Here is a 12,426-nt window from a genome sequence, read left to right as displayed (position 1 = left end):
TCTGAACCTCTTGTTCTCAACAAAATTAAATTGGATGTGATGAAAATGGAAATGTTTATCCAGCAGTTGATAAACGGGCTGTTTCTGGGAAGTATCTACGCCCTGCTGGCCCTTGGCTATACAATGGTATACGGTATTATAAAATTAATCAATTTCGCCCATGGAGAGGTGTACATGTTAGGTGCATTCATGGGTTACTTTTTTATCAATAACTTCAAGCTGGGCTTTTTCCCAGCATTGATCCTATCAATGGCATGTGCAGCAGTCATCGGTGTTGTTATCGAGTTCTTAGCTTATCGACCTTTACGAAAATCGACAAGAATTGCGGCGTTGATCACAGCTATCGGAGTATCATTCCTGCTGCAGAATGTCATGATCCAGATGGTCAAATCTGACCCAAGAGCATTTCCGCAAGCGATCAAGCTGGAAACTTATAAATTTGGATTTATTGAAGTGTCTAATATTCAATTGATTATTCTATTTGTCTCATTGTTCCTGATGATTTTACTTCAGGTAATTGTGAAAAAGAGCAAAATGGGTAAGGCAATGCGAGCTGTGAGTGTAGATGCAGATGCGGCACAGCTGATGGGAATCAACGTGAATCGAACGATTTCTTTTACCTTTGCATTAGGCTCTGCTTTAGCAGCGGCAGCGGGAATGCTGATTGGTCTGTACTATAACTCCATCGATCCGATGATGGGCGTAGTACCGGGGTTGAAATCGTTTGTTGCAGCGGTAGTCGGCGGTATTGGTATCATACCAGGAGCGGCAATCGGCGGCTTTGTGATCGGACTTTTGGAAACAGCAGCTGTTGCTTTAGGATTTTCTGATTATAAAGATGCAGTCGTTTACGCTCTGTTGATCGTGATTCTGCTGATTCGTCCCGCTGGTATTCTAGGGAAGAATATCAAAGAGAAAGTGTAGGTGCTGAGTAATGAAAAAAAATATGAAATATAACTTGATTTGGTTACTGATTGCACTTGCTGTTTACGGTGTGATCTACGCCGCATATGTGATGGGTGCAGTAAATCTATATACAGAAAATACACTGATTACCATTGGAATAAATATCATCCTTGCTTTAGGCTTGAATCTGATTATTGGCTTTTCCGGACAGTTTTCTTTAGGACACGCGGGCTTTATGGCGATTGGTGCCTATTCAACCGCTATTGTATCTGTGAAAAATCCAACGATGGGCGGATTTTTCAGTGGATTACTTCTGGGAATCGCACTTTCTGGTCTAATTGCTTTGATTGTCGGTATCCCGACTCTGCGTTTAAAAGGAGACTATCTGGCAATTGCTACCTTGGGCGTTTCCGAAATCATTCGTATTGTCATCATCAATATGAGAGATATCACAAATGGGCCGGCTGGTATTTTTGGAATTCCACCTTTTGTTAACTGGTCAATGGTCTTTGGTTTCGTTGTAGTGACGATCCTGATTGTAGTGAATTATATTCACAGTGGTTCAGGCAGAGCGACAATGGCAATTCGTGAAGATGAGATTGCGGCAGAATCAATGGGTGTTAACACAACAAAATATAAAGTACTGGCTTTTGTAATCGGTGCGATGACTGCCAGTGTGGCAGGCGGACTATATGGAAGCTATATTCAAACGATTGCTCCTAAAGACTTTGGCTTCATGAAATCAATCGATATTTTGATCATTGTGGTTTTTGGTGGGATCGGAAGTGTGACGGGGACAGTGATTGCCGCTATAGCACTAGGCTTCATGAATATGTATCTGCAAAACTTTGGCGAACTACGAATGATCATTTATGCATTGGCATTGATCATCATCATGATATTTAAACCGGGCGGACTACTTGGTACCTGGGAATTTTCAGTGAAACGACTATTGAATAAAAAGGGGGATGACTCAAATGCCTCTATTGGAAGTTAAAAATTTAACAAAAAACTTTGGCGGCTTGGCTGCTGTTTCGAATGTCAACTTGAACCTGGAAGCCAACGAATTGATCGGCTTGATCGGTCCAAATGGTGCTGGGAAAACAACGCTGTTTAATCTATTGACGGGCGTTTATGAACCTAGTGAGGGAACGGTTGAGCTTGATGTTCTTGGTAAACACCAGACTCTGAATGGTATGAAACCATACAAAATTGCAGATATGGGTTTGAGTAGAACCTTTCAGAACATTCGGCTGTTCAAAGATCTATCCGTTATGGATAATGTGCTGATTGCAATGAACAGTAAAAATAAGGAAGGAATTTTCTCCAGTATTTTACGTTTGCCAGCCTTTTATAAAAAGGAAGAAGAATTGCGAAAAAAAGTGAAAGAACTGTTGGCAATCTTTGGGATGGAAAACAAATCGGAGCATTTGGCGAAGAACTTACCATATGGAGAACAGCGTCGACTGGAAATCGTTCGAGCGTTAGCCACCGAACCTAAAGTATTGTTCCTTGATGAGCCAGCTGCTGGTATGAATCCACAGGAGACAGCTGATTTGACAGAGCTAATCAGAAAAATCCAAAAGGAATTTCAAATCACGATTCTTTTGATCGAGCATGACATGAGCTTGGTCATGGAAGTTTGTCAACGAATCTATGTATTAGAATACGGTCGGATCATCGCAGAGGGTGAACCGGAGGAAATACGCAACAATCCAAAAGTAATTGAAGCCTATTTGGGAGGTGAGCTGTAATGCTGAAAATCGAGAATCTATCTGTACATTATGGCGTGATCCAAGCTGTAAGGGATGTCAGCTTTCATGTAGAGCAAGGTGAGATCGTTTCATTGATTGGCGCAAATGGTGCCGGTAAGACAACAATTTTAAGAACGATTTCCGGATTGAATCGTCCATCATCTGGTAAAATAGTATTTGAAGGCAATGAGATTCAAAAGACACTTCCACAAAAAATCGTTGCTTCCGGTCTTTGTCAGGTTCCAGAAGGTCGACATGTATTTTCAGGATTGACTGTACAAGAAAACTTGGAAATGGGTGCATTCCTACGGAAAGACAAAGAGTTCAAGAAGGAATATGATATGATTTTTGAACGTTTCCCGATTTTGAAGGAACGACGAAATCAGGATGCCGCAACACTTTCTGGCGGAGAACAGCAAATGCTGGCGATGGGGCGGGCACTGATGTCCAAACCTAAATTATTGTTGTTGGATGAGCCCTCTATGGGGTTAGCTCCGATTTTTATTCAGGAGATATTCAATATCATTCAAGAAATCAACAAGCAGGGAACGACAGTCCTTTTGATTGAGCAAAATGCGAAAATGGCATTATCTATTGCTGACAGAGGGTATGTTCTTGAGACTGGAAGCATTGTTCTTAGCGGTTCTGGAAAAGACCTGATTGATGATGAAGAAGTGAAAAAAGCATATTTAGGAGGCTAATAAATGAGTATAAGAGATTTTATGACGAAAAATCTGATCGTTGTCCAGCCTGATATCAAAATATTTGATGCAGTCGACTTAATGAAGAAAAATGATATCCATCGATTGCCAGTCGTAGAGAATGAGCGATTAGTGGGATTGTTGACCGAAGGGACGATTCAGGCAGCGATGCCGTCACAGGCAACCAGCTTAAGTGTTTATGAAGTGAACTATCTTTTGAATAAAACGACAGCAGCAGATATAATGATAAAGAACGTACAAACAATAGATCCGGATTCTCTATTGGAAGAGGGCATCTATCAGATGAGAAAGAACAATGTCGGGGTATTGCCGGTTGTGGATGGTCAGAATGAACTGATCGGTATCATAACCAATAATGATATTTTTGATGCATTTTTGAAAATCACCGGGTATAATGACGGTGGTACCAGAGTCCAGCTTCGTATTCCTGAAGATCACAAAGGGATTCTTGCAGCAATCGCGCAGTTGCTTGCAGAGAATGACTACAGTATTTTGACGGTCGTTGTTAATCGTAAAGAGCTGGAAACAATCATTGAGCTACAGATTGAAAGTCGAGAAGCGGATAAAATCCGTCAGCTGTTGGCGAGTGCTGGATATGACATTTTAGAAGCCACCTTAGTCACGAAAAGGGAGGATTAGTACCTTTTTCCCGAAATTTGGTCAAAATGATTTGACTAATAAATGTGGGTATGATAATTTTAAATTTGGGATGTTGTTTATATTGTTGTGAAATTGAAAACGTATAATTTATTATAGGCTGCTGTTCCGGTAGTTTATGAATGATTATAAATTTTAAGAGATAGGAGGATACTAATGAAAAAAATCTTAGGGATCATTATTGCGATTGTTACTTTTGTAGGCTTGGCTATGCCGGCTTCAGCAGATGGAGCAATTGCTGCTAATGAGCAAAGAATCCTTGATGAACTGAATGCTGGTGCAACGATCGGCGGCAAAAAATTCTATTTTGATGCTGCAGAAATCAATGCAACAGAAAACCATCTGAAGCGTGTTGCATTAACTGATGCACAAGTGGAAGAAGCACTGACAAATATCCGTGCTGCCGTTGCGTTGGTTGGTTCACAGGACGTTGATACAACGAATGCAACGACTTTGGGCGATGCATTACGCCTACTTCCAACAAGTGTGATCGATCAGTTGAAAAACTACGTGATCGCTGCTGGGAATGCTGTAGGAGTGAAAATCACTTTTGGTAGTGGTGGATCATACGCAGCAGTTATGATTACTGATGCAGACGGTAACCAAGTGTACCAGTCTGGAAATGCTGTGAAAAACACAGGAGTTAACTATGCGTTGAGCGGAATCACTTTTGGTTCTTTACTGGCAGCTGCTGCAGGTGCGGCATTTGTAAGTAGAAAACGTAAATTAGCTTAATATGAAGAAATTCAAGAGGGTAGGGGCATTTATCTATATGCCTCTTCTCTTTATGCTTTTCGGCTATCTTATCATTTATATCATTGGTGCACCTGTCATTAATTTCGCATCTTCTGCTGTTCAGCTTATCCTGCTGAATGATGCACCTTCTTTTGAGTCTAAAACGAATGATCTATTTTCAAAAACGGATCAGTCAGCAAAAGAAGAAGCAATCAACGAAGCTGGAAATATCGCTTCCTCTAAAATGGTTTATCCTGTTTCAGGAGATCAATTTGGACAAGTGGTTATTGATAAAGTTGGAATTAATGAACCTTTGTTTTATGGAGATAGTGAAGAAATTTTAAGTCTGGGTGCCGGGCAATATATCGGCAGCATGATTCCAGGCGATTTAGGGACAACCTTGATCGGCGGACATAACAGACCATCCTTCGGACAAATTTATTATTTGGAGCCAGGGGATCAGATAGTTATCAATACCCATTACGGCGATTACTCTTATCAAGTGACGGAAAAGAAAGTCTCTAAACAAAACGATCCGGAAATCCGCGAGAGATTGGGTGATAAGTCAAAACGATCCTTGATTTTATATACTTGTTATCCTTTAGATGCTATTGGTTGGGCAGAAGATCGTGTCTTTGTATTTGCTGACTACGTTTCCGGTCCAATCATCGATGAAAGTATATAGTTGGGGGAGTATGACTAAATGAAAAAACGAACATCAATAGGGAAAAATATTTCCCGTTTATTTTTGGCTTTTCTCTCATCTGTATTTCTAGCCTCTTTTCTCTTATTACTGAGCTTGTATCTGACGCTTTTCAGTGGTTCGTATGTAGAGAGACAGGCTGAAAAGGCGGATTATTATACGCAATTGACAGAAGAGATCAATCGTCAAATCGAAAATAGTGCATTAGGAAGTAATATACCAACTGGTGTGTTGGCTGAAGCAGTTTCTAAGGAGTATGTAAAAGAGGATGTCAATGCCTATTTTACAGCAATGTACAAACCAGAAGAGACATTCAATATCGCCAATGGTAGAAATGTAAATGATTCTATCGTAGAAAAAATCAGACAATACGCGGCCGATAATGGAATCGAAGTGACGACGGAAACGGAAGAATCTGTTCAGGTACTTGCTGATCGTTCAGTAGAAATCTACGACGGCTACATTGAATTGCCTTTTCTGATTTCTTTTGCGAATAGAGTGATTGGTTATAAATCAAAGCTTTTACTTTTCATGGCTGTTTGTGGTGTAATGTGTGTGTTATTAAGCATTGCGCTGTTTAAATCGCTGCGGGGTTACCTGCACCGCCTTCTCCGATATTTGGCCTACATATTTGGCGGCAGTGGTCTGATGATGCTGGGATTGCCGACAGTTGCTCTTTTATCAGGAGCATTAAAGCGTCTTGGTATACAGTCAAAAGCAATGTATGATTTTGTACAGGCCTATTTATCCAGTTTCTTATGGATGTTTATAGCTATGGGTTTGGTTGCCGTAGCAGGAGGGATTCTCTTCGCTTTCTTGAGCGAGTATCAGAGGAGACGACTGTTCCGACAATAACGATAAAAGAGGAGGGGCAATGAGAGAAACAATAGTTGCCCTGACCTCGAAATTCTGGAGGAATAGAAATGTCGAAAAAGAACAAGGATATTGAAGTAAGAATAGAAGAAGAACAATTGAAAATCGAAGGACAATCCGTTACTATTACAAAAATGCTGATTGGAAAAAAAGAAATCGGACGTATCCTGCCTAAAGATGGGAAAAAATTTGTGCTTGAAATGAACGGAGAAACTTCCGGTACAGTGAAGTCTATTGAAGAAGGAATTGAGACAATTATTCGTCAATGGAATCTAGCAGAATAAAAGAGAAAAATTTTAAAAATAACACTTGCATTTACAGAAAAAATTATGTATTATAAGTAAGTCAGGTTTTTAAGAAACCTCATGGAGGAGTAGCGAAGTGGCTAAACGCGACGGACTGTAAATCCGTTCCTTAGGGTTCAGTGGTTCGAATCCACTCTCCTCCATATTTTATTTTGGGGTATAGCCAAGTGGTAAGGCAACGGACTTTGACTCCGTCACTCGTTGGTTCGAATCCAGCTACCCCAGTCTGTAGGAGTTGTTCATGTTGAGTGAGCAGCTCTGTTTTTATATTATTTATGATCATCATTCTATTAAAAAATCAGAGGAGAGCGATCGTATGAAATTGAAAGAAAAAATCACTGATACTGCAGAAAGACTGTATGACTTATCTAAGCAAAAAAAGTATAATGTCACTCTTGGTTTGACCAATAAAATAACTTCTGACAGAAAAACAGCACACCATAAAAAGTGGCATGCAAAAAACAGATAGACCTTTTTGAAAAACAAAATCGTCTGCTTTCATCATTGATGAGAGCAGACGATTTTTTATGATCATTTTTCTATCTCGATACCAAGGATCGTCAAATGGCCATTGCCCACCAGCTTGATAACAAGTCGAGCTAGATGATTAGGTGTCATATCTGTGTCGCTGGTGATCCACCAATGAAGTGTACCGATAAAGATTGAAGTCATGTATTCGATAATAAAATCTACAGGAACCTCAATGTCGTTTTCAGTGATTCTTAAATGAGCCAACGTATCTGCATATTTTTCATAAAGGATATCAGCGAGTTTTCTTCGCAAGGTTTCATTGGAGCTCCCGTCCATGATCGTCAGGAAGAAGTTCTTATTTTTGTGGATATTATTGTAGATTGTCGTAAGCAGCAGCTCGATTTTTTTTACTTCGATTCGATTCCCTTGAATGGTTTTGTCTGTATCGAGGGCAGAGGTGAATGCCTGAACAGCAAAATCAAAGATTTGATCATAAAGATCCTGCTTGTCTTTGAAATGGGCGTAGAAGGTTGCACGATTGATCATTGCTCGGTCAGCAATCTCCTGGATAGTGATTGCCTCAAAACCTTTTTCTTCAACAAGATGAAAAAAAGCTTCAATTATCATTTTGTGGGTACGCATAACTCTCAGATCTTTCTTTTTCATTTGAGAAATTCCTTTCTAAAAGGCAACAATCCATATGGGTTTGTTGCTTATCTCACAAAATAGGGGCATTTGCTTGTTGCAAAAAAATTTATTTCTTTCTAAAATAGACATAAGTATTATAACAAACACAATGTAAGTTAATCAACAGGGTGTTGTTGATTGTGAATTGTTTCTCTTAGAAGTGGAGGTCAACAATGAAACTAAGAGCAGGAATCGATGTCGGTTCAACAACCGTTAAATTAGTGATCGTCGATGAAAATAACGAAACAAAATACGCGAAATATGAGCGTCATTACTCAGATGTAAAGGCAGCTGCAGAACGCGTACTGAATGAAGCACAAGAATTATTAGGTGAAGAGACACCATTGACAATGATGATTACCGGATCAGGCGGGATGGGCCTTTCCGATGTATTGGAGATTCCATTCGTACAAGAAGTGATTGCCTGCACCAGAACCGTAGAGGAGATCATTCCGGAAACAGATGTAGCGATTGAACTAGGTGGTGAAGATGCCAAAATCACCTTTTTTGAAGGTGCACTAGAGCAGCGGATGAACGGAAGCTGTGCCGGCGGGACTGGCGCGTTCATTGACCAAATGGCAGTGTTGCTGAAAACCGATGCGAACGGCGTCAATGAGCTGGCGAAAAATTATCAAACGATTTATCCAATCGCTTCCAGATGCGGAGTATTTGCGAAAACGGATGTTCAGCCGCTGATCAATGAAGGAGCTGCCAAGGAAGATATCGCGGCCAGCATTTTTCAGGCTGTAGTCAATCAGACGATTGCCGGATTAGCAGCCGGAAGAAAAATCAAAGGGAAAATCGCTTTCTTAGGCGGGCCTTTATTTTTCATGTCGGAATTGCGTCGACGCTTTATTGAAACCTTGGATATTCAACCGGAGGATGTCATTTTCCCGGAAAACCCGCAACTTTTCGTTGCAATGGGTGCGGCGATTTATTCAGAGGATGCAGAAGAAACGAATTTGAAAACGATCTTGAATCGGTTGACAGGCGGCGACAGTGATCAGCTGAAGCCGACAGATACACTGGAGCCCTTGTTCAATAATGATAAGGAACTGGAAGAATTCAGAGAGCGTCATGGTCAGGCAAAAGCAAAGGAAAAAGACCTTGCGACGCATAAAGGTGTTGCCTTTTTAGGTATCGATGCAGGTTCAACGACAACCAAGGTCACATTGATTGATGAAGAAGGGAATCTGCTGTTCTCTTTCTATGGTAACAATCAAGGACAACCTTTGGAAACGACGATGGAAGTATTGAAGGATCTGTACAGTCAGTTACCGAAGGATGTGTTTATCGGAAAGTCTGCTGTAACAGGCTACGGCGAACATCTAATCAAAAATGCATTGAAGGTCGATATCGGTGAAGTAGAAACAATGGCCCATTATAAAGCGGCTGATCATTTTCAACCCGGAGTAGACTTTATTCTGGATATTGGTGGTCAGGATATGAAAGCCATGACCATCAAAGAAGGTGTACTATCTTCTATCCAGCTGAATGAAGCATGTTCGTCTGGTTGTGGATCATTTATTGAAACGTTTGCCAAGTCATTGAATTTTGATGTGAAGGATTTTGCCTTAGAAGCATTAAGCTCAAGGGGGCCTGTAGATTTAGGTTCACGCTGTACCGTGTTTATGAATTCAAAGGTGAAACAGGTTCAAAAGGAAGGCGCTTCTGTTGGCGATATTTCAGCAGGTCTGTCTTATTCTGTCATCAAGAATGCAATTTATAAAGTAATCAAGATACGTCGACCAGAAGAGCTTGGGAAGAAAATCGTCTGTCAGGGTGGTACCTTCTATAATGAAGCTGTCCTGCGGGCATTTGAAATGATCAGCGGCAGAGAAGTCGTTCGTCCATCGATCGCTGGGTTGATGGGAGCTTATGGTTCTGCACTGATTGCTTTAGAGAACTATGAGCTAGGCGAGGAGACAGCCCTCCTTTCGTCAGAAGAGCTGGATGCTTTTACTGCGGAGAAGGAATTTACCCACTGTGGTCTTTGTGAGAACAACTGTATGATGACAGTTACAATCTTTTCAGATGGCCGTCAATTCATTACAGGAAACCGCTGTGAACGTGGAGCTAAAATCAAAGTTAAGCGCGAGGATCGTAAAGTTAATTTAGTTGAGTACAAGTATCGACGCTTATTCAAATATCGTCCGCTGAAAGAAAAAGACGCTGTTAGAGGGACGGTTGGGATTCCCCGCGTACTGAATATGTATGAAAATTATCCGTTGTGGTTTACATTCTTCACGGATTTAGGCTACAGAGTGGAGTTATCTCCACGCTCCAACAAGGAGTTATATGAGCAGGGAATGGAGACTATTCCTAGTGATACAGCCTGTTATCCGGCAAAAATCACACATGGACACATTCAAGCTATGATCGATAAGGGCATCCCAATGATTTTCTATCCGGGTGTTGTATTCGAAAGACAGGAAGATGCGAACGCAGACAATCACTTTAACTGTCCAATCGTTCAAAGCTATCCGGATGTTATTCGAAATAACGTGGATGATATTCGTGAAGGCAAAGTGGATTACCGCAACCCATTCATCAATCTGGCTAACGAAGCTTCTGTAGCAGATGTTCTAGCTGTTACCTTCCAAGATTTAGGGATTCCAAAGGAAGAAATCCAAAAAGCACTTCATCATGGCTATGAAGAATTGGAGAACTTCAAAGAAGATATTCGAAACAAAGGGGAAGAAACACTGATGATGCTCAATCAAAAAGGGCAGAAGGGTGTTGTTCTATCTGGTCGTCCATATCATTTGGACCCTGAAATCAATCACGGAATCGCAGAGGTGATCACACAAGAAGGCTTCCATGTATTGACAGAAGACAGTATTTCTCATCTGGGAGATATCAATAATCTGCGGGTCGTCAATCAATGGGTGTATCATTCAAGACTATATGCTGCTGCAAAAGTAGTAGCTAAATCTAAAAACCTTGAGCTGGTTCAGTTGAACTCATTCGGCTGCGGGCTGGATGCTGTAACAACCGATCAGGTGGAAGAAATCATGGAGCAGCATGGGAAAATCTATACAGTATTGAAGATTGATGAAGGGTCGAATTTAGGTGCTATCAGAATTCGTCTGCGTTCATTGAAAGCTGCAGTTGGCGAAAGAGATCGTCGCGGCTTTGAACCGAAAGTTCAGGAAGAAACCCAAGAAAAAATTATCTTTACGAAGCAGATGAAGAGAAACCATACATTGTTGTTGCCGATGCTGAGCCCGATCCATCAAACAGGGCTTGTTGATCTGGCCTTGAAAGCCTCCGGCTATAATGTTGTTTGTCTGCCGGCGGAAGATAAAGAGGCCATTAATGTAGGTCTGAAATATGTCAATAATGATTCCTGTTATCCAGCAATCATTTCTATTGGTCAGTTAGTTGAAGCACTTCAAAGCGGAGAGTACGACTTGAATAATGTCAGTGTAATGATGACTCAGACAGGCGGCGGTTGTCGAGCAACTAACTATATTCCGCTATTGAGGAAAGCGTTGAATGATGCTGGCTTCCCTCAAGTTCCGGTTATCTCTATCTCTTTAGGAAATAAAGGTGTGGAGTCCAGCCCGGGATTCAAATTTACATTGCCGATGTTGAAACGAGTGGCGATTTCCTTCCTGTATGGAGATTTGTTTGAGCGTGTGGTTTATCGTACTCGTCCGTATGAAACGGAAGTGGGAATGATCGATCGGATGCACGAAGAGTGGCTGAAGAAAATCGAGAAAAATATTCGTAATGGTTCATTGACTCAGTTCAACCGAAACATGAAGAAAATCATCAAAGATTTTGATGAGGTACCATTACTTGATATCGAAAAACCAAAGGTAGGTGTAGTTGGTGAAATCCTCGTGAAGTATTCTCCAACGGCCAACAATGACATTGTTCGACTTCTGGAAGCAGAAGGGGCAGAGGCTGTTGTTCCAGATATCGTTGGCTTCATGAATTATTCTTTATATAATCAGATTTTTAAATATGAGAATTTGGGGATGTCTAAGAAGAGTAAAATGATTGCTGAATTTGCTATCCGCATGATCGAATTGGTTGAGAAGCCAATGGATAAAGCGTTAAGAAGTTCAGCCCGTTTTGACGGCATTACTTCGATTTATGAATTAGCTGAAGATGCTGGAAAAATCCTTTCAATTGGAAATCATACTGGTGAAGGCTGGTTCTTGACTGGGGAAATGATCGAGCTCTTGAAAACAGGTGTCAATAATATTGTTTGTATGCAGCCGTTTGGTTGTTTGCCGAACCACGTAGTTGGTAAAGGTGTAATCAAGGAGCTGAGACATCAGTATCCGAAAGCCAATATCGCAGCAGTGGATTACGATCCTGGCGTTTCATTAGTCAATCAATTAAATCGGATTCGTTTGATGATGGCGACCGCTAATAAAATGATGAAGGAAGAAGTTCATTCCTGATCATGATTATGCAGTGTACAACAGCAAAAGAATTGGAACCTGATATGTGTTGTAAAGCAAAGCTGTTTTTTGAATAGTGAATAATTTGAGAGCAGAGCAATTTTCGATTGGAGGATTGTTCTGCTCTTTTCTTCTTGTTGAAGGAATAGGACAGAAGATCCTAGCATTTTGTTTACTCACAACCAGAGCAGTGTG

The 12,426-nt window shown here is 40.9% G+C and carries 12 protein-coding genes and 2 tRNA genes; 13 read left to right on the top strand and 1 reads right to left on the bottom strand.

Translation table 11 applies throughout. The features are described from left to right. Window positions 1–45 precede the first annotated feature (45 nt). The 12 genes from I6N96_RS01660 to I6N96_RS01605 all read left to right on the top strand — a co-directional run bounded on the left by I6N96_RS01660 (window position 46) and on the right by I6N96_RS01605 (window position 7,124). Window positions 46–924 carry a branched-chain amino acid ABC transporter permease gene (locus tag I6N96_RS01660; protein WP_209555760.1) on the top strand — a complete coding sequence of 293 codons (879 nt, stop codon included), beginning with the start codon at window positions 46–48 and terminating at the stop codon, window positions 922–924. 10 nt (window positions 925–934) lie between these two features. Beyond that, window positions 935–1,903, top strand: a complete 969-nt coding sequence (locus I6N96_RS01655) for a branched-chain amino acid ABC transporter permease (protein ID WP_209555759.1) — start codon at window positions 935–937, stop codon at window positions 1,901–1,903. After that, a complete protein-coding gene (locus tag I6N96_RS01650) occupies window positions 1,884–2,660 on the top strand; it encodes an ABC transporter ATP-binding protein (protein WP_209555758.1) in 777 nt (258 codons plus the stop codon). Before I6N96_RS01655 ends, I6N96_RS01650 begins: the two co-directional genes overlap by 20 nt. After that, window positions 2,660–3,361, top strand: coding sequence for an ABC transporter ATP-binding protein (locus I6N96_RS01645; RefSeq protein WP_209555757.1), 702 nt, complete (start codon window positions 2,660–2,662; stop codon window positions 3,359–3,361). Before I6N96_RS01650 ends, I6N96_RS01645 begins: the two co-directional genes overlap by 1 nt. A gap of 3 nt (window positions 3,362–3,364) precedes the next feature. Then, entirely contained in the window at window positions 3,365–4,021 is a 657-nt protein-coding gene (locus I6N96_RS01640) for a CBS domain-containing protein (protein WP_209555756.1), read from the top strand. 174 nt (window positions 4,022–4,195) lie between these two features. Beyond that, window positions 4,196–4,774, top strand: a complete 579-nt coding sequence (locus tag I6N96_RS01635; protein WP_209555755.1) for a hypothetical protein — start codon at window positions 4,196–4,198, stop codon at window positions 4,772–4,774. Window positions 4,775–4,811: 37 nt separating this feature from the next. Then, window positions 4,812–5,459 carry a class D sortase gene (locus I6N96_RS01630; protein ID WP_245186802.1) on the top strand — a complete coding sequence of 216 codons (648 nt, stop codon included), beginning with the start codon at window positions 4,812–4,814 and terminating at the stop codon, window positions 5,457–5,459. Between the two features lie 18 nt (window positions 5,460–5,477). Further along, window positions 5,478–6,332 carry a hypothetical protein gene (locus tag I6N96_RS01625; RefSeq protein ID WP_209555753.1) on the top strand — a complete coding sequence of 285 codons (855 nt, stop codon included), beginning with the start codon at window positions 5,478–5,480 and terminating at the stop codon, window positions 6,330–6,332. A gap of 68 nt (window positions 6,333–6,400) precedes the next feature. Further along, the gene (locus tag I6N96_RS01620) at window positions 6,401–6,634 is read left to right on the top strand and encodes a DUF2969 domain-containing protein (RefSeq protein ID WP_209555752.1); all 234 of its coding nucleotides are present in this window, start codon (window positions 6,401–6,403) and stop codon (window positions 6,632–6,634) included. Between the two features lie 83 nt (window positions 6,635–6,717). Next, window positions 6,718–6,798 (top strand) — tRNA-Tyr (locus I6N96_RS01615). 10 nt (window positions 6,799–6,808) lie between these two features. Next, a tRNA-Gln gene (locus I6N96_RS01610) sits at window positions 6,809–6,880 on the top strand. A gap of 91 nt (window positions 6,881–6,971) precedes the next feature. Beyond that, on the top strand, window positions 6,972–7,124 hold the full coding sequence (locus tag I6N96_RS01605) for a hypothetical protein (RefSeq protein WP_209555751.1): 153 nt from the start codon (window positions 6,972–6,974) through the stop codon (window positions 7,122–7,124). Window positions 7,125–7,186: 62 nt separating this feature from the next. Here the strand turns inward: I6N96_RS01605 and I6N96_RS01600 are convergent, their stop codons facing one another. Next, entirely contained in the window at window positions 7,187–7,792 is a 606-nt protein-coding gene (locus I6N96_RS01600; protein WP_209555750.1) for a TetR/AcrR family transcriptional regulator, read from the bottom strand. 194 nt (window positions 7,793–7,986) lie between these two features. Here I6N96_RS01600 and I6N96_RS01595 point away from each other — a divergent pair, with 194 nt between their 5' ends. After that, the gene (locus tag I6N96_RS01595; RefSeq protein ID WP_209555749.1) at window positions 7,987–12,231 is read left to right on the top strand and encodes a 2-hydroxyacyl-CoA dehydratase; all 4,245 of its coding nucleotides are present in this window, start codon (window positions 7,987–7,989) and stop codon (window positions 12,229–12,231) included. The last annotated feature ends 195 nt before the right edge of the window (window positions 12,232–12,426 follow it).

Origin of the sequence: Enterococcus larvae (assembly GCF_017830045.1) — a bacterium.
In the GTDB taxonomy this organism is placed as follows: Bacteria; Bacillota; Bacilli; order Lactobacillales; family Enterococcaceae; genus Enterococcus_L; species Enterococcus_L larvae.
The sequence above is the reverse complement of the archived record's forward strand: the minus strand, read 5'-3'. Positions and strand labels throughout refer to the sequence as shown.

Excerpts from the sequence above, each read along its gene's own strand:
- I6N96_RS01640 (WP_209555756.1), top strand. The coding sequence starts at position 3,365 with ATGAGTATAAGAGATTTTATGACGAAAAATCTGATCGTTGTCCAGCCT.
- I6N96_RS01625 (WP_209555753.1), top strand. The coding sequence starts at position 5,478 with ATGAAAAAACGAACATCAATAGGGAAAAATATTTCCCGTTTATTTTTG.
- I6N96_RS01655 (WP_209555759.1), top strand. The coding sequence starts at position 935 with ATGAAAAAAAATATGAAATATAACTTGATTTGGTTACTGATTGCACTT.
- I6N96_RS01600 (WP_209555750.1), bottom strand. The coding sequence starts at position 7,792 with ATGAAAAAGAAAGATCTGAGAGTTATGCGTACCCACAAAATGATAATT.
- I6N96_RS01620 (WP_209555752.1), top strand. The coding sequence starts at position 6,401 with ATGTCGAAAAAGAACAAGGATATTGAAGTAAGAATAGAAGAAGAACAA.
- I6N96_RS01660 (WP_209555760.1), top strand. The coding sequence starts at position 46 with ATGGAAATGTTTATCCAGCAGTTGATAAACGGGCTGTTTCTGGGAAGT.
- I6N96_RS01605 (WP_209555751.1), top strand. The coding sequence starts at position 6,972 with ATGAAATTGAAAGAAAAAATCACTGATACTGCAGAAAGACTGTATGAC.
- I6N96_RS01630 (WP_245186802.1), top strand. The coding sequence starts at position 4,812 with ATGCCTCTTCTCTTTATGCTTTTCGGCTATCTTATCATTTATATCATT.
- I6N96_RS01645 (WP_209555757.1), top strand. The coding sequence starts at position 2,660 with ATGCTGAAAATCGAGAATCTATCTGTACATTATGGCGTGATCCAAGCT.
- I6N96_RS01635 (WP_209555755.1), top strand. The coding sequence starts at position 4,196 with ATGAAAAAAATCTTAGGGATCATTATTGCGATTGTTACTTTTGTAGGC.
- I6N96_RS01595 (WP_209555749.1), top strand. The coding sequence starts at position 7,987 with ATGAAACTAAGAGCAGGAATCGATGTCGGTTCAACAACCGTTAAATTA.
- I6N96_RS01650 (WP_209555758.1), top strand. The coding sequence starts at position 1,884 with ATGCCTCTATTGGAAGTTAAAAATTTAACAAAAAACTTTGGCGGCTTG.